The organism is Variovorax sp. GW821-FHT06D12, from assembly GCF_059419205.1.
The window spans coordinates 398,918-418,199 of sequence record NZ_JBWKRI010000001.1 but is presented as its reverse complement, the minus strand read 5'-3'; the positions used below and the strand labels follow the sequence as shown (position 1 = coordinate 418,199).

Here is a 19,282-nt window from a genome sequence, read left to right as displayed (position 1 = left end):
CGACGCCATCACATCAGCGGCATCAGGGACGGGCAACCTTCCAGGCACCGTTGGCCACGCCGTCACCGGTCTTGTCGCCGGCCTTGGTGTCCTTGGCCCAGTAGTACAGCGGCCAGCCCTTGTAGGCCCACTGCTTCTTGCCGTCTTCACGCACGATGATGGTGTAGCCGCCCATGGGCTTGGCGGCGTCGGCCACGGCGAGCGGCGGCCAGTTGGTGGCGCATTGGCCGTTGCAGGCGGAGGTACCGGCATTCGCGGTGTCGCGGGCGAAGGTGTAGAGCGTCATGCCGTTCGGGCCGACCAGCACGCCGTCGGCGGTGCGGGTGGGCGTGTCGGGCGCTCCAGCGGTCTTGGTGGACATGCCGCCGCAGCCGGCGAGCAGTGCCGCTGCGAGGATCGAGGCGCTGAGCAATTTCATGCAGTTTCTCCTTCAGTTGAAAAATCAATCGCGAAAACAAGCCAGGTGAATGCGCGAACCGGCAGTTTATGCCGTCGCTACGATAACTCGCGGTAGGCCAGGGTCGCGAGTCTCAGTAGCGCATCGCGCGGCAGGCGACCGGCCACGGCGTAGCCGAAACCCCGGTCGACCCAGTAGAAGCTCGGCACGGCGCCGTCCGAGGCAAAACGGAAGGCGGTTTCGCGCGCGGCAGCGGCATCCGCAGCCTCCGCGTCGAGCGTGCCGATGTACAGCGTGATGCGCTCGCCCGCCGCATCCTCGAACATGAACTGCGCGCGTGCCCCGGTTTCGCCGGGCAGCAGGCGTCCGCCGACCAGCGTGTAGCCCAGGGAGGACAGGTCGGGCACCTTGAGCGGGTGGTCGAGGCGCTTGGACAGCCACTGCACGAGGTGCTGCTGTTCGGCGGCGGCCACTTCGACGGGGTGCCGTTTCTCAGGGGTGTAGACGACGTGGGCCACCGAGGCGTCGCGCACGAACTCGCGCACGGCCGGTGCGCGCGCCAAGGAGGCACCGGCCGCGTGCGGCGCGCCCGACCACTGGGCATTGCCGAGCCAGCCGGCCGCGAAGGCGATCAGCAGGCCGGCGGCCATGCCGCCCCAGCGCAGCCAGGGGGCCGAGCGACCGGCCTCGGCACGGCGCCGCTCGAGCACGCCCATCAGCGGCGCAGGCACGGGTTCGTCGAGCAGGCCGCCGTGGAGGCGGCGCAACGCGTCGCGCTGGGCATGCCAGGCCGCCACGCGGGCCGCCACGGCCGGATCGCGCGCCAGCGCATCCTCGACCGCCTCGCGACGTTCGGGCGGCAATTGGCCGTCGACCCAGGCGTGCAGCTCGTCGTCGGTGGGGGGCAGGGTGGGGCGGTTCATAGCGGGGTGCTTCAAATCACTTGAGGCGGCGCAGGCCGGGGCGGCTGGGCGCGGTGGCGCCGTCCATCAGTTCCTGCAGACGAAGGCGGGCGCGCGAGAGGCGCGACATCACGGTGCCGATCGGAATGCCGAGCACCTTCGCCACCTCGGCGTAGGACAGGTCTTCGAGCGTCACCAGCAGCAGCACGGCGCGTTGCTCTTCGGGCAGCAGCATCAGGCAGCGCTGCAGGTCGAGGCCGAGGCCCGGATCGGTGCCGCCTTGAAGCTGCTCGGGCGCCACATCCTCCAGCGGCACGACCGCATGCGGTGGCGGCCGGCGTCGCACCTGGCTGGCGAAGAGGTTGTGCATGACCGTGAAGAGCCAGGCGCGCAGGTCGGTGCCCACCACCCAGAGCCGCCACTTGCCGCAAGCGCGCTCGAGCGTGTCCTGCACCAGGTCGTCGGCCGCCCAGGCATTGCCCGTGAGCGCACGCGCATAGCGGCGCAGGCTCGGGATGTGCTCGACCAGCAGGCGGGCGTCCATGGGTAGGCCGGGAGCCTGTCCGTCTCAGGGCTTGGCGGTTTTCCAGGTGCCGTTGACGCCGTCGCCGGTCTTGTCGCCCGGCTTGGTGTCCTTCACCCAGTAGTACAGCGGCCAGCCCTTGGCGGCCCATTGCTTCTTGCCGTCGTCGCGCGTGACGATGGTGAAGTCGCCGCTCGGCTTGTCGCTGTCGGCTGCCATGAAGGGCGGCCAGTTGGTGGCACAGCCGCCGTTGCAGGCCGACTTGCCGCTGCCGGCCGTGTCCTTGTCGAAGGTGTAGAGCGTCATGCCGTTCGCACCGACCAGCGCGCCATCGGCGGCCTTGGGCTGGGCGAACGCGGGGAGGGCGAGCAGGCTGCCGAGCAGTGCGGCGGCGATGCCGACGGAGGACATGCGGATAGGCGACATGGAAAGACTCCTGGGTTGATGGCATCGAGGATCGATGACACCGCACAAACGCCCGCAGAGCGCGTTTTATTCCATGCCGCCCAAAAAAGAAAAAATCAGCGGTTGCGGCTCTTCATCGCGCGCTCGACTTCGCGCTTGCCTTCGCGGTCCTTGATGGTGTCGCGCTTGTCGTGCTCGGCCTTGCCCTTGGCGAGCGCGATCTCGCACTTCACCTTGCCGGCCTTCCAGTGCAGGTTCAGCGGCACCAGCGTGTAGCCCTTTTGTTCGACCTTGCCGACGAGGCGCTTGATCTCTTCCTTGTGCAGCAGCAACTTCTTGGTGCGGACCGAATCAGGATTGACGTGCGTCGAGGCGCTCTTGAGCGGGTTGATCTGGCAGCCGACCACGAACAGCTCGCCGTCGCGGATCACCACGTAGCCGTCGGTCAGCTGCACCTTGCCTTCGCGCAGCGACTTGACTTCCCAGCCCTCGAGGACCATGCCGGCCTCGAAGCGTTCTTCGAAGAAATAGTTGTAGGCGGCCTTCTTGTTGTCGGCGATGCGGGAGGAGGTGTCTTGTTTCTTGGTGGCCATGGCTCGAGAAGTTGGGGGCGCATGGCTTCAATACAATCCGTCGCGCACGCTGTGCCGATTCTATGAAAACAGTCCACAAGTCCGTCCTCATCTGGTACAGCGCCGAAGAAATGTACGCGCTCGTCACCGATGTGGCGAAGTACCCGCAGTTCCTGCCCTGGTGCGACAAGTCGCGCGTCATCGAGCAGGACGAAGGCGGCATGACCGCCGAAGTCGGCCTGGCCTTCGCCGGGCTGCACCAGAGTTTCACCACCCGCAACACGCACATCGCAGGCCGCGAGGTGCAGCTGAAGCTGGTCGACGGGCCGTTCTCCAACCTCGACGGCACCTGGAAATTTCACCCCGTGGGCGAGCAGGGTGAACGCGCCTGCCGCGTCGAGCTGCAGATGAGCTACGGCTTCAGCAACTTCGCGCTGCAGGCCCTGGTGGGGCCGGTGTTCGACACCATCGCATCGAGCTTGGTCGAGGCCTTCGTCAAGCGCGCCGAACAGGTCTACGGCGAAGGCTGATGGCCGATCGCCACATCGAAGTCACGCTGAGCTGTTCGCCGGCGGCGCGCGAGGTGTTCGAGCAGGTCCTGCAACTCGCGCCCGGCACCGCGGTGGCCGAGGCGGTGAAGGCCAGCGATCTCATGCAGCGCTTTCCCGACCTGGACTGGCGGCATGCCATGACGCCGGGCATCTGGGGCCGGGCGGTGGCGTGGGAGCAGCCGTTGAAGGACGGCGACCGCATCGAGCTGTGCCGTCCGCTCACGGTCGATCCGAAGGTGGCGCGCCGTGAACGCTTCCAGCGCCAGGGGGCGCGCGGCACGGGCCTGTTCGCGAACAAGCGCAAGGGCGGCAAGGACGGCTACTGAGCGGCCGTCGCGGGCTTACTTGCAGTCGCTGTCGATGACCGACTGAACCCGCTTCTGCTCGGCAGCGCGCGCAGCGTCGTCCATGATTTCGCGCTCGCCCTTGGCGTTGACCTTGGCGAGGCGGATGCCACTGTCGATCGTGGCTTTGCCTTCCCGTGCGCGGGCGCAGCTCTCGGCCTTGGCCTTGGCGATCTTTGCCGCTTCAGCCGCTTCCTTGGCCTTCTGTTCGGCCTCGGCCTTCTTGGTCTTTTCCTCGAGTTCCTTGTCCACGCCCGTGGGCTTGGGCGGCGGCGCGGGCTTGGGGGCTGCGGCCGTGTCGCTGCTTCCCTCGGCGGCCGGCGTGGCCGGGGCGGGCGCACGGGCCGACGGCGAGGGGCCGGCGCGGCGCAGGATGTTCTTTTCGGGGATGTCGGTGGGCGGCGGCTGGTCGCTGAAGACCTTCTTGCCGCTGTTGTCGACCCATTGCCATTGCGCGCTCGCCGAGAGCGGCAGCGCGCACGCGCAACCCAGTACCAGCCAATGCAGGAGATTCATGCGCGGAGTTTAGCCGGGCCTTACTTTTTGCAACATCCGGAATAGGCGGTTTTGCAACGGTCAAAAAGAACCCGCGCCGGCGAAGCGGGCGAGGGCCTCGTTACAATCCGTCTTTTGGAGCCTCACCCATGCGCCTTCTCGGCAAAGCGCTCACCTTCGACGACGTGTTGTTGGTGCCAGCATTCTCCCAAGTCCTGCCCAAGGACACGTCTCTCGCCACCAAGTTCTCCCGCAACATCACGCTGAACCTGCCGCTCGTCTCGGCGGCCATGGACACCGTGACCGAAGCCCGCCTCGCGATCGCCATCGCGCAGGAGGGTGGCATCGGCATCGTGCACAAGAACCTCACCGCGCAGCAGCAGGCCGCCGAAGTGGCCCGCGTCAAGCGCTACGAGTCCGGTGTTTTGCGCGACCCGGTGGTGATCACGCCGACGCACTCCGTGCGCCAGGTGATGGCACTGTCCGACCAGCTCGGCATCTCGGGCTTCCCGGTGATCGACGGCGGCAAGGTCGTCGGCATCGTCACGGGGCGCGACCTGCGCTTCGAGAACCGCTACGACGTGCCCGTCAGCGAAATCATGACGCAGCGCGACCGGCTCATCACCGTGCCCGACGGCACCACGCTGGCCGAGGCCAAGGCGCTGCTGAACAAGCACAAGCTCGAGCGCCTGCTGGTCATCAACGGCGACTGGGAGCTCAAGGGCCTCATCACCGTCAAGGACATCACCAAGCAGACCAGCTTCCCCAATGCCGCACGCGACGCCAACGGCCGCCTGCGCGTGGGCGCGGCGGTCGGCGTGGGTGACGGCACCGAAGAGCGCGTCGAAGCCCTGGTGAAGGCCGGCGTCGACGCCATCGTGGTCGACACCGCCCACGGCCACAGCGCCGGCGTGATCGAGCGCGTGCGCTGGGTCAAGAAGAACTACCCGCAGGTCGACGTCATCGGCGGCAACATCGCCACCGGCGACGCCGCGCGTGCGCTGGCCGACGCCGGCGCCGACGCGGTCAAGGTCGGCATCGGCCCCGGCTCCATCTGCACCACCCGCATCGTGGCCGGCGTGGGCGTGCCGCAGATCATGGCGGTCGACAGCGTCGCCACCGCGCTGCAGGGCACGGGCATTCCGCTGATCTCCGACGGCGGCGTGCGCTACTCGGGCGACATCGCCAAGGCCATCGCGGCCGGCGCCAGCACCGTGATGATGGGCAGCATGTTCGCCGGTACCGAAGAGGCGCCGGGCGAAATCGTGCTGTACCAGGGCCGCAGCTACAAGAGCTACCGCGGCATGGGCTCCATCGGCGCGATGCAGCAGGGCAGTGCCGACCGGTACTTCCAGGAATCGACCACCGGCAACCCCAACACCGACAAGCTCGTGCCTGAAGGCATCGAAGGCCGCGTGCCCTATAAGGGCTCGATCGTCTCCATCGTCTACCAGATGGCCGGCGGCGTGCGCGCCAGCATGGGCTACTGCGGCTGCGCGACCATCGAGGACATGCAGAACAAGGCCGAGTTCGTCGAGATCACCACGGCCGGCATCCGTGAGAGCCACGTCCACGACGTGCAGATCACGAAGGAAGCCCCGAACTACAGGGCTGAGTAAGCCCAATCTGGCCAGACCTTGAAAATCAGGCCAGACTGGGATTAGAATTTGGGCCAGATTTCAATCTTCTGGCCCAAATGCAATCCATCGGCATCGCTGAAGCCAAGAACAACTTCTCGGCCCTGATCGACCTGGTCGAAAAGGGCGAGGAGGTTCGCATCACCCGCCACGGCAAGGAAGTCGTGCGCATGCTGCCGGTGCGTCGCAAGCCCGTCATCACCGACGAGCAGATCGCCCGCGAGCTCGGGCAGATCGACGCGCTGCACGCCACCATCCAGCCCGGCCCCACGACCCGCGAGCTCCTGGACCAGGGACGCCAGCCATGACCGCTTTCGTCATGGACGCCTCGGTCACCGCCGCCTGGCTGCTGCCCGACCAGGCCAGCGAACACACCCGCAGGCTCTACGCCGCCATCCGCCGCGACGAGGTCGAGCCGCAGGCGCCCAACGCCTGGCAATGGGAGTGCGCCAACATCCTTGCCAACGGCGTGCGCAGCGGCCGCATCCCGGCATCGGCCGTCGAGGGCCTGTGGAGCGTGCTCGACGCCATCCGCCACCGCGTGGAGCTACACGACCTCGCGCCGGCCCAGCACAAGGCCGTGCTCGCCGTGGCCATCGACGCGGGCGTCTCGCTCTACGATGCGGGCTACCTCTGGCTCGCCAAATCGCTCAACCTTCCGCTCGCCACCTTCGACGAGCACCTCATCCAGGCGGCGCCGCACGCGGGCGTCAAGCTGTTCGACATTTCAACGCTCTGAGTCCTTTCGCCATGCAACACGACAAGATCCTCATCCTCGACTTCGGCTCGCAAGTCACCCAGCTCATCGCACGCCGCGTGCGCGAAGCGCATGTGCTCAGCGAAGTGCATCCCTGCGACGTCACCGACGAATGGGTGCGCGAATACGCGGCCGACGGCCACCTCAAGGGCGTGATCCTCTCGGGCAGCCATGCCAGCGTGTACGAAGAAACCACCGACAAGTGCCCGCAGGCTGTGTTCGACCTCGGCATTCCGGTGCTCGGCATCTGCTACGGCATGCAGACCATGGCGCACCAGCTCGGCGGCAAGGTCGAAGGCGGCCACAAGCGCGAGTTCGGGTTCGCGGCCGTGCGCGCCCATGGTCACACCGCACTGCTGAAGGACATCGCCGACTTCACCACGCCCGAAGGTCACGGCATGCTCAACGTGTGGATGAGCCATGGCGACAAGGTCACCGAGCTGCCGCCCGGCTTCAAGCTCATGGCCAGCACCGACAGCTGCCCCATCGCCGGCATGGCCGACGAGGCGCGCCGCTACTACGCGCTGCAGTTCCATCCTGAAGTCACGCACACCGTGCAGGGCAAGGCCATCATCGAGCGCTTCGTGCTCGGCATCTGCGAAGCCAAGCCCGACTGGGTCATGCGCGACCACATCGCTGAAGCCGTGCAGAAGATCCGCGAGCAGGTGGGCGATGAAGAAGTCATCCTTGGCCTCTCGGGCGGTGTCGACTCGAGCGTGGCCGCCGCGCTCATCCACCGCGCCATTGGCGATCAGCTGACCTGCGTGTTCGTCGACCACGGCCTGCTTCGCCTGAACGAAGGCGACATGGTCATGGAGATGTTCGAAGGCAAGCTGCACGCGAAGGTCATCCGCGTCGATGCCAGCGACCTGTTCCTGGGCAAGCTCGCGGGCGTGAGCGACCCCGAAGCCAAGCGCAAGATCATCGGCGGCGAGTTCGTCACCGTGTTCAAGCAGGAGGCCGCCAAGCTCAAGGCCGGCGACGGCGGCCACAAGGGCGCGACCTTCCTGGCCCAAGGCACGATCTACCCCGACGTCATCGAGTCGGGCGGTGCCAAGAGCAAAAAGGCCGTCACCATCAAGAGCCACCACAACGTGGGCGGCCTGCCCGAACAGCTGGGCCTGAAGCTGCTCGAACCGCTGCGCGACCTGTTCAAGGACGAAGTGCGCGAACTCGGCGTGGCCCTGGGCCTGCCGCCCGAGATGGTGTACCGCCATCCGTTCCCCGGCCCGGGCCTGGGCGTGCGCATCCTGGGCGAAGTGAAGAAGGAATACGCCGACCTGCTGCGCCGCGCCGACGCGATCTTCATCGAAGAGCTGCGCAACTTCACCGACGAATCAGGCAAGACCTGGTACGACCTCACGAGCCAGGCCTTCACCGTGTTCCTGCCGGTGAAGAGCGTGGGCGTGATGGGCGATGGCCGCACCTACGACTACGTCGTCGCGCTGCGCGCCGTGCAGACCAGCGACTTCATGACCGCCGACTGGGCCGAGCTGCCGTACGCGCTGCTCAAGAAGGTGTCGGGCCGCATCATCAACGAGGTGCGCGGCATCAACCGCGTGACCTACGACGTGTCGAGCAAGCCGCCGGCGACGATTGAGTGGGAGTGATGTCCCGAACTACCAAAGGCGCCGTGAGGCGCCTTTTCTTTGTCCCGATGCAGGCTTGAGGGCGGACGGCGTGAGATTTGCCGGAGGGGAGTCAATGAAACGAAGAAATAGCCAGGCATCTGCAACTACTGCTCTGCCTGCTGCAATGGGCCGTCAGAGCGAGACGGCGAGCGTCCCTGGGCGGAGCCTGACGGTCTTGCGAACGATTGCGGACGGCTATCCATGGAAGACGGTCGGATTCATTGCGTTCCTCGTCGGCTGCGGAGCTCTCTATGGCTATTTCGTTTCGATCGACTACGTTCCGCCGGACCTGATGGGCATCATGGCATTGGGGTCCATTGCAGCTCTGTGGCTCTTTCTCATCTGGTCATGCATGACCATCGTGCTGTTCGGAACTGCGGCTGTCATCGCGGCCTACGAAGTAAAGAGGCTCAGTCGGTTGACGATTTTTATCGGACAGTGGGCGTCCACCTTGTGTCTGGCCGCATGGGTGTTTCGTACATTTGATTGGTGGGGACTCGTTGCCGTCGCGGGTGGAGTGGCGGCAGCAGGCACCATCTATCGGCTGTTTCGAGAGAAGCCGAGACGATCTCCGTTGGATTTCTTCATGGCGGCCGCCGCAATTTTTCTCGGAGCCTCTTTCCTGCCCATGGGCGCGTACTTGGCGATCGACACCACTGGCGTCTTCAGGAACCCGCCCGACAGTTGGATCGACTGGCGCTTCGTCGCCTTTCCTGTGCTACTTGTTGCCTTGATGCTGGCGAACACCTTCGCAGCGAATGCCAATGCGCGCGTCAACGCGGTAGTCGTTTGGGGCGGTTGTCTTTTGGCGACCGCTGCAGTCTTCCTTGCACTCGGCGGACCTGCATACATCGGCACTGTGATCGCAGAAAGGGTCGGCTTGCGTTTGCCAGGCGTTTCAACCCTCAGTGTCTCGAAAGAAACTTGCTTGCGCGTGGTTGCAGCGATTCAACCCAAGGTCGTTCCCTCGGGCGGAAGTGATGTGCTGCCATGCGATGAGGTCTTGAATCTGATTCGTGCGGAAGTGCAACTGAGGTGGAGTGGCCGGTGGCTATTGGCAGTGAAAGAGATCAAGGGAACAAGAGTCCGAGTGGATGCGCCTCGAGTGACTATTCCTGATGATGGCACTCAACTTGTCATTCGATCGAAATCGGCGGCCTCATGACGCTGCTGACTCCTGAAGCAGAAAAGCGCCGCACGGCGCTTTTCTGTTTGCTTCGGTAGACCTCTGGAAATCAGAAGTTCGCCTTCAAGCCCACCGTGAACATCCCACCCTTGGCCTGCTTCGACAGCTTGCCGAAGTAGTCGTAGTCGGCCGTGATCGCGAGGTTCTGCGTCATGCGGTACTCGGCGCCGACACCCACCATCAGGCCCGTGCCGCTGCCCGAAATGCGCTGGTTGGCCGGGGCCCACTTGTTGTCGCCGGAGATGCGTCCGCGTGCCACGCCGAGGCGGCCGTTGAGGGCGAAGGCGTCGCCCAGCGGCATGCGGGCGGTGGCGGCGGCGTAGAAGACCTGGCCGGTGCCGGTCTGCAGCCGGGAGCCGCCGTAGGCCGAGCTCCACTGGCTCACGCTGCCGAGGCGGGCGTAGCCGGCTTCCACGCCGAAGTGCTCGGTCAGGCGGTAGCCGCCATACAGCTTGTACGACGTGCCGCTCTTGTCGGCCTTCTTGCCGCCCCATGGCACGGGCACAGGGGCGTTTTTCGAGGACGACAGGCTGTAGCTGGAGCGGCCGATGGCGCCGCCGACATACAGCCCGGTGTCCTTGTCGAGACCGGCGGCGAAGGCGCCGACGGAGGCGGTGCCGAGCCAAAGAGCTGCGAGTGCGAGGCGGGCTTGCGTTTTCGTCAAGATGAAATCCTGTTGGTTGATCGATTGATTGAATGAATGCGTGGATGGGCGGCGTGTCGTTGTTCGCCTTGCCGCCACCGTCCGACGATTCTCAAAAACCAAGCTGAAGACGAGCTTCGCGTTTGCTGAAGGCCTCATGAAGGGCCCTTGCCATGGGCGATGATCGACACATGTCAGCTCAGCTTCTTCTTCCCGGAATCGATCCCCCGCCGCGGCCCCTGCCGCGGCCTCGCGGCACCCAGGCCCCTCGCAAGGCGCCGCTGCCGCACTCGCTTTTCTTCGCACTGCTTCCCACCCCGCAAGACGCCGAAACCATCGCCGCGCTTGGCGCGCGCATGAACTCCCAACACGCCCTGAAGGGCACGGTGGTCGAGGCGCAGCGCCTGCACGTCACGCTGTTCGACCTCGGCAACCACGACCAGGTGCCCGCAGACAAGGTGGCCCAGGCATCGACCGCGGCCGCCGCGGTGTCCGTGCCGGCGCTCGATGTCGTTTTCGAAAAGTCCATGAGCTACGCCAAGGGCGCGCTGGTGCTGTGCGCCGACGACGAGGCCAACGTTGCGGCGTTGCGCGCGTTCAGGCAGCGCCTGGGCGAGGCGCTGGCCGATGTCGGCCTGAAGCCCTCGCGCGCGTTCACGCCGCACATGACCGTCGCCTATGCGCGGCGCAAGCTCGAAAAGCACGCGCTCGAAGCGCCCGCACGGTGGGCCGCCCATTCGCTGGTGCTCATCGACAGCCACGTGGGCGAGGGCGTGCACGAGGTGCTGGGCCGTTGGCCCGCCGAGGTGGCCGCCTAGGCGCCGTCCTGATCCGCAAACGTGTCGAACAGCAGCCCGCGCAGCCATTGGTTGCCCGGGTCGCGGTGCACCTTCGCGTGCCAGAACAGGTTGATCGCGATCTGCGGCAGCGCCACCGGGTGCGGTCGCCACACCAGGCCGAAGGGCTCGGCGATGCTGCGCGCCAGCCGCTCGGGCACGGTCGCGATCATCTCGCTCGACTGCAGGATGTGGCCGATGGCCACGAAGTGCGGCACCTTGAGCCGGATGCGGCGCTGGATGCCTTGCGCCGCCATCACGTCGTCGGCCTTGCCGTGGCCCGTGCCGGCGGCCTGCACCTGCACGTGGTCGGCGGCGCTGAAGTCCTTCAGTGACACGCTGCGCTTGCGCGCCAGCGGGTGCGTGCCCGCGAACAGGCACACATAGCGCTGCAGGAACAGCCGGCGCTGGAACACGCCCGACTTGAGCTGCGGCAGCAGGCCGATGGCGATGTCGACATGGCCGGCCTCCAGGTCGTCGCGCAGGTGGGTCGCGGTGTTGTTGCGCAGCGTGCTGATGGTCACGCCCGGCGCGGCGGCCGAGAGCGTTTCCATGAGGCGCGGCGTGAAGTAGATCTCGCCGATGTCGGTCATGGCGAGCGTGAAGCTGCGCGTGCTCGTGGCCGGGTCGAACACCACCTGCTGGTTGAGCGCCGTGTGCAGCGCACCCATGGCGTAGGCCACCGGCTCTGCCAGCTGCAGCGCGAAGGGCGTGGGCTCCATGCCGCGGGCGGTGCGCAGAAAAAGCTCGTCGCCCAGCAGCTTGCGCAGGCGCGCCAGCGCGTTGCTGATGGCGGGCTGCGACAGGCCCAGCGACTCGGCCACGGCCGACACGCGCTTCTCGGCCAGCATGCGGTCGAACACCAGCAGCAGGTTGAGGTCGATGTCCTTGAGTTGCATGGCGCACCTTTATTCATACTGGTGATACAGCCGATTCACCAGATTCTATTGGTCAATCGGAAGAGGCCGCGCATCATCCGTGCCCAGAGACAAGCCGGCCCCGCCGCCGGCGCGAGAAAAAGAGAGCCCGACGATGGACCTGCACATTCACCCCCTTGCCCGCACCCTCGAGGTCCGCCCCGGCGCGAACCTGCTCGAGGTGCTGCGCGAGCACCAGGTGCCGGTGTCGTACAGCTGCATGTCGGGGCGCTGCGGCACCTGCCGCTGCAAGGTGGTGTCGGGCCAGCTGCTCGACGGTGGCCAGGACGCGATCCGGCCCGACGGGCAGGGCGAGCGCTACGTGCTGGCCTGCCAGAGCACGCTGACCGAAAGCTGCACCATCGAGATTCCCGAGCCCGACGAGGTGGTGGTGCACCCGGCGCGCGTGCTCAAGGCCACGGTCACGGGCATCGACGTGCTCACGCACGACATCCGCCGCCTGCGCCTCAAACCCAACAAGCCGCTGGAGTTCTCGCCGGGCCAGTACGCCCAGCTGCAGTTCGGCCCCGAGCTGGCGCGGCCGTACTCGATGGCCGGGCTGAGCCGCGACGCGGAGCTCGAATTCCATGTGCGCCGCGTGCCGGGCGGGCGCGTCACCGCCCACATCTTCGAACAGCTGCGCGTGGGCGACACCGTGCGCGTGAGCGGCCCGCTGGGCACCGCCTACCTGCGCACCAAGCACCGCGGGCCGATGCTCTGCGCGGCGGGCGGCACGGGGCTCGCGCCCATCCTGTCGATCGTGCGCGGCGCGGTCGCGGCGGGGCTCATGCAGCCGATCCACCTTTACCTCGGCGTGCGTTCCGATGCCGACGTGTACGGCCTGCCGGAGCTGCGCGAATTGCAGGCGCAGCACCCGGGCCTGAAGGTGCACGTCGTGGTGGTCGCCGGCCCTGCGCGCGGCGGCCAGCGGCTGGGCCTCATCACCGACGCGATCCGCGCCGACCTGCCGGCGGGGCTCGACGGCTGGCGCGCCTACCTGTGCGGCTCGCCGCCCATGGTGGAGGCCGCGAGCCGCCTGGTGCAGGCGCACGGCCTGGCGCCCGAGCAGACGCATGCCGATGCCTTCTACCTGCAAGGCACCTGAAGAACCGAACAAGAGAAAAGGAGACCCGATGACCACGCCAGCCGTCTTCCCCATCGAACTGCACTGGGAGAGCGAGAAGACCAGCCGCATTCCCTTCATGGCCTACACCGACGAGGCGCTGCACAAGAAGGAACTGCAGCGCTTCTTCTACGACAAGCACTGGTGCTACGTCGGCCTCGAAGCCGAGATTCCGAACCCGGGCGACTTCAAGCGCACCACCATCGGCGAGCGCTCGGTCATCCTGTCGCGCGACGAAGAAGGTGCCATCCATGTGTTCGAGAACGTCTGCGCCCACCGCGGCATGCAGTTCTGCCGCGAGCGCCATGGCAACAAGAAGGAGTTCGTCTGCCCCTACCACCAGTGGAACTACACGCTCAAGGGTGACCTGCAAGGCGTGCCGTTCCGCCGTGGCGTGAAGCAGGACGGCAAGGTGCACGGTGGCATGCCGGCCGACTTCAAGACCGAGGACCACGGCCTGAACAAGCTCAAGGTCGCGTCGCGCGGCGGCGTGGTGTTCGCGTCGTTCGACCACGACATCGAATCGTTCGAGGACTTTCTCGGCCCCGACATCCTTCATTACTTCGACCGCCTGTTCGACGGCCGCAAGCTCACCATCCTGGGCTACAGCCGCCAGCGCATTCCGGGCAACTGGAAGCTCATGCAGGAGAACATCAAGGACCCGTACCACCCCGGCCTGCTGCACACCTGGTTCGTGACCTTCGGGCTCTGGCGCGCCGACAACAAGTCGGAGCTGAAGATGGACGCGCGCGGCCGCCACGCCGCGATGATCTCCACGCGCGGCAGCGCCGGCAAGGCCGCGCAAGTGACGCAGGTGTCGAGCTTCAAGGAGAGCATGCAGCTCAAGGACCCGCGCTTTCTGGACATCGTGCCCGAGCCCTGGTGGGGCGGGCCGACGGCGGTGATGATGACGCTGTTTCCCAGCCTGATCCTGCAGCAGCAGGTCAACAGCGTGTCGACGCGCCACATCCAGCCCGTGGGCCATGACGCCTTCGATTTCGTCTGGACGCATTTCGGCTTCGAGGACGACACGCCCGAGATGACGCAGCGCCGCCTGCGCCAGGCCAACCTGTTCGGGCCGGCCGGCTTCGTGTCGGCCGACGACGGGGAGGTGATCGAGTTCTCGCAGGAAGGCTTCGAGCAGAAGCCCTACCACCGCACGCTGGCCGAGCTCGGCGGGCGCGAGGTGGAGAACACCGAGCACATGGTGACCGAGACGCTGATCCGCGGCATGTACCGCTACTGGCGTGAAGTGATGGAGGCCGCATGAGCACGCTCGATACGTCCACCTACCTCGACCTGTCGCGCCTGTATGCGGCGTATGCGCACGCCGTCGATTCGGGCGACTGGGACCTGTGGCCCGCGTTCTTCACCGAGCAGTGCAGCTACCGCCTGCAGCCGCGCGAGAACCACGAACGCGGCCTGCCGCTGGCCACGCTCTCGTTCGAAAGCCGGGGCATGCTCGAAGACCGCGTCTACGGCATCAAGGAGACGCTGTTCCACGACCCGTACTACCAGCGCCACGTGGTGGGCCTGCCGCTGGTGCACCGCGTCGACGACGACGGCACCATCCACAGCGAGGCCAACTACGCGGTGTTCCGCACCAAGCTCGATGGGCCGTCGACCGTGTTCAATGTCGGGCGCTACATCGACAAGGTCGTGCAGACCCCTGAAGGCCTGAAGTTCGCGTCGCGCCTCTGTGTGTTCGACAGCGAAATGATCCCGAACTCCATCATCTACCCCATCTGAAATCGAGCCATGCCAGAAAAAGAACCAGAGACCCACGGTGCCCCGTTGCGCCGCTTCACCGACCCGGCCTACGTGCCGCTGTGCGCCAACCTCGCTGAAGTGCGCGAGAACATCGACCGGCTCGACCGCCAGATCGTCGCGCTGCTGGCCGAGCGCGGCCGCTACGTGAAGGACGCCGCACGCTTCAAGCGCGACGCCTTCCAGGTGTCGGCGCCGCAGCGCCAGCAGGAAGTGATCGACAAGGTGAAGGCGCTCGCCGAGAAGGAGGGCGCCTACCCCGAGGTGGTCGAGGCCGCCTACCGCGCGCTCATCGCGGGCTTCATCGCGCGCGAGCAGCAGGACCACCTGGGCATGGTCGATGTGGAGGTGCAGCCATGACGCGCGCACGCCTCTTCGTCGCACTCACCGCCGTGGCCATGGCCGCGGCCGCCCACGCGCAGGACTGGCCGCAGCGCCCCGTGCGCATCGTGGTGCCCTTCGCGGCAGGCTCGTCGCCCGACATCCTGGCGCGCATCGTCAACGACAAGCTCGCGGCGCGCATCGGCCAGCCGCTGATCGTCGAGAACAAGCCCGGCGCGGGCGGCAACAGCGGCACCGATTCCGTCTCGAAGGCGCAGCCCGACGGCTACACCTTCCTGCTGTCGGTGAATGCGCCGCTGGTCTACAACACCATCCTCTACAAGAACCTGCCGTACGACCCGTTCAAGGACCTCGTGCCCGTGTCGCTGGCCGCGACCACGCCGAACGTCTGCGCGGTCTCGAACTCGATGGGCGTCGATTCGGTCAAGGGTTGGCTGGCCGCGATGAAGAAGAACCCCGGCAAGTTCAACTTCGCCTCGACCGGCAACGGCTCGATCTCGCACCTGGGCGTGGAGCTCATCAAGGCCAAGACGCAGTCGTTCGCCGTGCACATCCCGTACGCGTCGTCGGGCCAGGCTGTGACGGCCATCGTGCAGGGCGACGTGCAGTACGCCTGCCTGCCGCCGGTCACGGTGATGCCGCAGGCCAAGGCGGGCCGCCTGAAGGCGCTGGCCGTCACCTCGGCCGAGCGTTCGGCATTGCTGCCCGAGCTGCCGACGTTGCGTGAGTCGGGCCTGCCCGACATCCAGGCCGTGCCATGGTTCGCCTACATGGCGCCCAAGGGCACGCCGAACGACGTGGTGCAGCGCATGAGCCGCGAGATCGCGGCGGCACTGAAAGACCCCGAGACAGTCAAGCGCCTGCAGACCGCGTACTTCGACCCCGTGGGCAGCACGCCCGAGGGCTTGTCGAAGTTCATGGACGAGGAACTGCGCCGCTGGAAGCCGGTGATCGACCGCGCCGGCCTCAAGCCCGATTGAGCAAAGGGAGCACACGATGAGCACGATGACCTGGGTCGACGCCGCGGCGGTCGACGACGTTCCCGCCGACGACGTGGTCGGCATCGAGGTGCAGGGGCGCGACATCGCGCTGTACGGCACCGACGACGGCATCCACGCCACCGACAACATCTGCACGCACGGCCATGCGCGGCTGTGCGACGGTTTTCTCGAGGGCCACGAGATCGAATGCCCGCTGCACCAGGGCCGCTTCGACGTGCGCAGCGGCAAGGCCATGTGCGCGCCGCTCACGGAAGACCTGCGCACCTACCCGGTGAAAATCGAGGGCGGGCGGGTGTTCCTCGCGTTCGAGGGCTGAACTGCTCTGCCTGCGGCGGGCCTGATCTGTATCGGTTCGCGCCGGACCGGTTGGCGACAATGGCGGCCCGTTTTCCTGGACATCCGATGACAGAACCACACAGCCGCGACCAGATCGCCGACCTCATCGCCGCCGAGCTGGGCCATAGCTTCGACGGCGAGATCCTGGCCGGCGGCCACTACGTGCCGTTGGTGCGCGACGGCCGCACCGTCTACCTCAGCGGCCAGGTGCCGCGCGTGGGCACCACGGTGGTCGTCACCGGCCGCGTGGGCGATGCCGTGTCGCTCGACACCGCGCGCGAAGGCGCCCAGATCTGCGCGCTGCGCAGCCTCGCGCTGCTTCGGCGCGCACTCGGTTCGCTCGATGCGGTCGAGAAGGTGCTGCGCGTGGGCGTGTTCGTGCAATGCACGGCCGACTTCACGCAGCAAAGCGAGGTGGCCGATGCCGCGTCCGACCTGTTGCACCGCGTGTTCGGCGAGGCCGGCGTGCATGTGCGCACGGCGGTCGGCGTCTATGCGCTGCCGAAGAATGCGACGGTCGAGGTCGAGATGACCGTCGCGACCACCCACGCAGCCTGACCTAGGAGCGTTCGCGGCGCGCGGGTTCGCTGCGGTGCAGGTGCACCGCCAGCGTGTCGCGCGGCGGGCGCACCGCGCATTGCGCCAGCAGCCGGCCGGCTTCGCCCCGGTGGTAGCCGTTGTGCGTCACGACGTGGGCCAGCATTTCTTCGCGCGTCATGCGGCCCTTGTCACCGTCGGTGAACACGAAGGGCAGCGGCTCGGTCAGCTGCGCCGGCGTGAGCGTGTCCAGGTAGGCGAGGTACCAGCGGTCGGACTCGGCCACGGCGGCGCGCAGGTCGGCCAGCGCGGGCGTTTCGGGCGTGTTGTCGTCGGTGAAGCCGTGCGGCGTGCCCGTGAGGTGGCCCGCGAAGATCCGGTTCACCACATGCGCATGATTGACCACGCGGATCGCAGCATGCCGGGCGTCGGCGTGCTGCACGGGGTCGAGGCTGGCCATGCAGTCCAGCAGCTCGTCGTTGGCCCACGCGTGGTACTGGAACAGCGTGCGCAGCAGGGGTGGGGCGCTCATGTCGGGTGTGTCCTTGTCATCGGGGAACCCGGATGTTCGCGGCAGGCGCGGCGCCTGTCCAGCCGCAGCCAGATCAGCGCTCGCCGAGCATCCAGCGCGTGCGGTCGCCGCGCCCCGGCAGGTGCAGCGCGGCGGTGGCTGCGGGCGTCTCGGCCAGCAACCGGCCCTTGCGGAACACCTTGAGCCGCGTCGCGCGCAGGCGGATGGCCTCGACCGGGTCGCGCGCCTGCAGCAGCACGAAGCTGGCGTCGCAGCCGGCTTCCAGGCCGTAGCCGTCCAGGTGCATCACGCGCGCCGCGCGCGTGGTCACGGCCTCGAAGCACTGGTGGATGCCGGCCTGGCCGGTCATCTGCGCCACGTGCAGGCCCATGTGGGCCACCTCGAGCATGTCGCCCGAGCCCATGCCGTACCACGGGTCCATCACGCAGTCGTGGCCGAAGGCGACGTTCACGCCGGCCGCCAGCAGCTCGGGCACGCGCGTCATGCCGCGGCGCTTGGGGTAGCTGTCGTGGCGGCCCTGCAGCGTGATGTTGATGAGCGGATTCGACACCACGCTCACGCCGCTCTCGGCGATGAGCGGCAGCAGCTTGCTCACGTAGTAGTTGTCCATCGAGTGCATCGATGTGCAGTGCGAGCCCGTCACGCGGCCCTGCAGGCCCAGGCGCAGCGTTTCGGCGGCCAGGGTCTCGATGTGGCGCGAGAGCGGGTCGTCCGACTCGTCGCAATGCATGTCGACCAGCTTGCCGCGCTCGGCGGCCAGCTCGCACAGCAGCTTCACGCTGGCGGCGCCGTCGGCCATGGTGCGCTCGAAATGCGGAATGCCGCCGACCACGTCCACGCCCTTGTCGAGCGCGCGCGTGAGGTTGTCGACGCCGCCCGGCGAGCGCAGCACGCCATCCTGCGGAAAGGCGACCAGCTGCAGGTCGATGTAGGGCGCCACCTGGCGCTTCACCTCGAGCAGCGCATCGACCGCGAGCAGGCTGGGGTCGCTCGTGTCCACGTGCGAGCGGATCGCCAGCAGGCCCTTGGCCACGGCCCAGTCGCAATAGGCGAGCGCGCGTTCGATGAGCGCGTCGGCCGTGAGCAGCGGCTTGAGCTCGCCCCACAGCGCGATGCCTTCGAGCAGCGTGCCGCTCTGGTTGACGCGCGGCTGGCCGTAGCTCAGCGTGGCGTCCATGTGGAAATGCGGGTCGACGAAGTGCGGCGCGAGCAGCAGGCCCTGGGCGTCGAGCGTCTCGTGCGCGGGCGCGGCCAGGCCGGGCGTGACTTCGGCGATGCGGCCGTCCTGCACGGCAACCGACATGCCGGTGCGGCCGTCGGGGAGGGTGGCGTGGGTGATGAGGAGGTCGAGCATCGGTGGGGTGTCTTTTTTCGAGGGGCGCTCAGCGCGTGCGCTGCGCGCGGAAGCGGTATTGCCCTGCGGCCGGCCCGACCTCGATGGTCACGCGGCGCAGCTTGTCGTCGTGGCCCGAGTCGGCCTTGGCCGTCACCACGATGCCGCGCGGCGTGGCGCGGCAGGTGAGTTCGCTCAGGGAGATTTCCGCGTGGTCGTTGTCGAGCTCGGCGATGGCGGTCGTGTGCACGGCGTACAGGCTGTAGCTGCGATCGGCCTCGCCGCGCGCCATCCACTGCACGTAGAGGAACGACTGCGCGAAGGCTTCGGCGTGGATCACGCGGTAGGTGCCGCGGTGGTCGGTGCCCCAGGTGCCGCAGGTCTGCACCCAGGTGACGGCGTCGTGGGTGGCGAAGCGCTCGGGGCCGTAGTCGGCGCCGAGTGCGTGGGCGCCGCTGCCGGCCAGGGCGAGCAGCGCGGTGGCCAGCAGGCGACGGAGGCGGGGCCGCGTCATC

At 67.3% G+C, this 19,282-nt stretch carries 26 protein-coding genes; 15 read left to right on the top strand and 11 right to left on the bottom strand.

The window, feature by feature from the left end; all coding sequences use genetic code 11:
* Positions 1–22 precede the first annotated feature (22 nt).
* The 5 genes from AC07SQ_RS01955 to smpB form a co-directional block, all read right to left on the bottom strand.
* Positions 23–418 carry a COG4315 family predicted lipoprotein gene (locus AC07SQ_RS01955; RefSeq protein WP_062479812.1) on the bottom strand — a complete coding sequence of 132 codons (396 nt, stop codon included), beginning with the start codon at positions 416–418 and terminating at the stop codon, positions 23–25.
* 77 nt (positions 419–495) lie between these two features.
* Positions 496–1,320 carry an anti-sigma factor family protein gene (locus AC07SQ_RS01950; protein WP_495270869.1) on the bottom strand — a complete coding sequence of 275 codons (825 nt, stop codon included), beginning with the start codon at positions 1,318–1,320 and terminating at the stop codon, positions 496–498.
* Between the two features lie 16 nt (positions 1,321–1,336).
* Positions 1,337–1,843, bottom strand: a complete 507-nt coding sequence (locus AC07SQ_RS01945; protein WP_495270868.1) for a sigma-70 family RNA polymerase sigma factor — start codon at positions 1,841–1,843, stop codon at positions 1,337–1,339.
* 24 nt (positions 1,844–1,867) lie between these two features.
* A complete protein-coding gene (locus AC07SQ_RS01940) occupies positions 1,868–2,248 on the bottom strand; it encodes a COG4315 family predicted lipoprotein (protein WP_070060766.1) in 381 nt (126 codons plus the stop codon).
* A 95-nt stretch (positions 2,249–2,343) separates the two neighbouring features.
* Complete coding sequence (gene smpB, locus AC07SQ_RS01935) at positions 2,344–2,820, bottom strand: SsrA-binding protein SmpB (protein WP_062477854.1); 477 nt, start codon at positions 2,818–2,820, stop codon at positions 2,344–2,346.
* Between the two features lie 62 nt (positions 2,821–2,882).
* On the opposite strand from smpB, the gene AC07SQ_RS01930 reads away from it, so the two are divergent.
* Together AC07SQ_RS01930 and AC07SQ_RS01925 are read left to right on the top strand one after the other, a co-directional pair.
* Positions 2,883–3,329, top strand: a complete 447-nt coding sequence (locus AC07SQ_RS01930) for a type II toxin-antitoxin system RatA family toxin (protein WP_062477851.1) — start codon at positions 2,883–2,885, stop codon at positions 3,327–3,329.
* On the top strand, positions 3,329–3,676 hold the full coding sequence (locus tag AC07SQ_RS01925) for an RnfH family protein (protein WP_495270867.1): 348 nt from the start codon (positions 3,329–3,331) through the stop codon (positions 3,674–3,676). The genes AC07SQ_RS01930 and AC07SQ_RS01925 overlap by 1 nt, the downstream gene beginning before the upstream one ends.
* 15 nt (positions 3,677–3,691) lie before the next feature.
* On the opposite strand, the gene AC07SQ_RS01920 is transcribed toward AC07SQ_RS01925, so the two are convergent.
* Entirely contained in the window at positions 3,692–4,210 is a 519-nt protein-coding gene (locus tag AC07SQ_RS01920) for a DUF4124 domain-containing protein (RefSeq protein WP_495270866.1), read from the bottom strand.
* A gap of 128 nt (positions 4,211–4,338) precedes the next feature.
* Here AC07SQ_RS01920 and guaB point away from each other — a divergent pair, with 128 nt between their 5' ends.
* The 5 genes from guaB to AC07SQ_RS01895 all read left to right on the top strand — a co-directional run bounded on the left by guaB (position 4,339) and on the right by AC07SQ_RS01895 (position 9,379).
* Positions 4,339–5,808, top strand: coding sequence for an IMP dehydrogenase (gene guaB / locus AC07SQ_RS01915; protein ID WP_062477841.1), 1,470 nt, complete (start codon positions 4,339–4,341; stop codon positions 5,806–5,808).
* Positions 5,809–5,885: 77 nt separating this feature from the next.
* A complete protein-coding gene (locus tag AC07SQ_RS01910; protein ID WP_070060762.1) occupies positions 5,886–6,134 on the top strand; it encodes a type II toxin-antitoxin system Phd/YefM family antitoxin in 249 nt (82 codons plus the stop codon).
* Positions 6,131–6,565 (top strand): type II toxin-antitoxin system VapC family toxin, encoded by a 435-nt coding sequence (locus tag AC07SQ_RS01905; RefSeq protein ID WP_070060761.1) that lies wholly within the window; start codon positions 6,131–6,133, stop codon positions 6,563–6,565. Before AC07SQ_RS01910 ends, AC07SQ_RS01905 begins: the two co-directional genes overlap by 4 nt.
* Positions 6,566–6,576: 11 nt before the next feature.
* On the top strand, positions 6,577–8,193 hold the full coding sequence (gene guaA / locus AC07SQ_RS01900; RefSeq protein WP_495270865.1) for a glutamine-hydrolyzing GMP synthase: 1,617 nt from the start codon (positions 6,577–6,579) through the stop codon (positions 8,191–8,193).
* A gap of 94 nt (positions 8,194–8,287) precedes the next feature.
* A complete protein-coding gene (locus tag AC07SQ_RS01895) occupies positions 8,288–9,379 on the top strand; it encodes a hypothetical protein (protein WP_495270864.1) in 1,092 nt (363 codons plus the stop codon).
* Positions 9,380–9,449: 70 nt separating this feature from the next.
* Here AC07SQ_RS01895 and AC07SQ_RS01890 read toward each other — a convergent pair whose 3' ends face one another.
* Positions 9,450–10,064 carry a porin family protein gene (locus AC07SQ_RS01890; protein ID WP_062477817.1) on the bottom strand — a complete coding sequence of 205 codons (615 nt, stop codon included), beginning with the start codon at positions 10,062–10,064 and terminating at the stop codon, positions 9,450–9,452.
* Between the two features lie 335 nt (positions 10,065–10,399).
* Between AC07SQ_RS01890 and AC07SQ_RS01885 the strand changes: the two genes are divergently transcribed.
* Positions 10,400–10,861: a 2'-5' RNA ligase family protein gene (locus tag AC07SQ_RS01885; RefSeq protein ID WP_495270863.1), complete on the top strand. Its 462-nt coding sequence runs from the start codon at positions 10,400–10,402 to the stop codon at positions 10,859–10,861.
* Here the strand turns inward: AC07SQ_RS01885 and AC07SQ_RS01880 are convergent.
* Positions 10,858–11,778: a LysR family transcriptional regulator gene (locus AC07SQ_RS01880; RefSeq protein WP_062477812.1), complete on the bottom strand. Its 921-nt coding sequence runs from the start codon at positions 11,776–11,778 to the stop codon at positions 10,858–10,860. The genes AC07SQ_RS01885 and AC07SQ_RS01880 overlap by 4 nt on opposite strands.
* A gap of 133 nt (positions 11,779–11,911) precedes the next feature.
* Here AC07SQ_RS01880 and AC07SQ_RS01875 point away from each other — a divergent pair, with 133 nt between their 5' ends.
* The 7 genes from AC07SQ_RS01875 (at position 11,912) to AC07SQ_RS01845 (ending at position 16,923) form a co-directional block, all read left to right on the top strand.
* Entirely contained in the window at positions 11,912–12,901 is a 990-nt protein-coding gene (locus AC07SQ_RS01875) for a 2Fe-2S iron-sulfur cluster-binding protein (protein ID WP_495270862.1), read from the top strand.
* 28 nt (positions 12,902–12,929) lie between these two features.
* Positions 12,930–14,189, top strand: a complete 1,260-nt coding sequence (locus AC07SQ_RS01870; RefSeq protein ID WP_495270861.1) for an aromatic ring-hydroxylating dioxygenase subunit alpha — start codon at positions 12,930–12,932, stop codon at positions 14,187–14,189.
* Positions 14,186–14,668, top strand: a complete 483-nt coding sequence (locus tag AC07SQ_RS01865) for an aromatic-ring-hydroxylating dioxygenase subunit beta (protein WP_095745369.1) — start codon at positions 14,186–14,188, stop codon at positions 14,666–14,668. The genes AC07SQ_RS01870 and AC07SQ_RS01865 overlap by 4 nt, the downstream gene beginning before the upstream one ends.
* 9 nt (positions 14,669–14,677) lie before the next feature.
* Positions 14,678–15,046: a chorismate mutase gene (locus AC07SQ_RS01860; protein WP_095948604.1), complete on the top strand. Its 369-nt coding sequence runs from the start codon at positions 14,678–14,680 to the stop codon at positions 15,044–15,046.
* Positions 15,043–16,008 (top strand): Bug family tripartite tricarboxylate transporter substrate binding protein, encoded by a 966-nt coding sequence (locus tag AC07SQ_RS01855; protein ID WP_489056708.1) that lies wholly within the window; start codon positions 15,043–15,045, stop codon positions 16,006–16,008. Before AC07SQ_RS01860 ends, AC07SQ_RS01855 begins: the two co-directional genes overlap by 4 nt.
* 16 nt (positions 16,009–16,024) lie before the next feature.
* Positions 16,025–16,345, top strand: coding sequence for a non-heme iron oxygenase ferredoxin subunit (locus AC07SQ_RS01850; protein WP_056580656.1), 321 nt, complete (start codon positions 16,025–16,027; stop codon positions 16,343–16,345).
* Positions 16,346–16,431: 86 nt separating this feature from the next.
* Complete coding sequence (locus AC07SQ_RS01845; protein ID WP_495270860.1) at positions 16,432–16,923, top strand: RidA family protein; 492 nt, start codon at positions 16,432–16,434, stop codon at positions 16,921–16,923.
* 1 nt (position 16,924) lies between these two features.
* Here AC07SQ_RS01845 and AC07SQ_RS01840 read toward each other — a convergent pair whose 3' ends face one another.
* The 3 genes from AC07SQ_RS01840 to AC07SQ_RS01830 all read right to left on the bottom strand — a co-directional run bounded on the left by AC07SQ_RS01840 (position 16,925) and on the right by AC07SQ_RS01830 (position 19,281).
* On the bottom strand, positions 16,925–17,434 hold the full coding sequence (locus tag AC07SQ_RS01840; RefSeq protein WP_495270859.1) for a DinB family protein: 510 nt from the start codon (positions 17,432–17,434) through the stop codon (positions 16,925–16,927).
* 73 nt (positions 17,435–17,507) lie between these two features.
* Complete coding sequence (locus AC07SQ_RS01835) at positions 17,508–18,788, bottom strand: amidohydrolase family protein (RefSeq protein ID WP_070060750.1); 1,281 nt, start codon at positions 18,786–18,788, stop codon at positions 17,508–17,510.
* Positions 18,789–18,816: 28 nt separating this feature from the next.
* Complete coding sequence (locus AC07SQ_RS01830; protein WP_095948697.1) at positions 18,817–19,281, bottom strand: hypothetical protein; 465 nt, start codon at positions 19,279–19,281, stop codon at positions 18,817–18,819.
* Position 19,282: the final 1 nt, after the last annotated feature.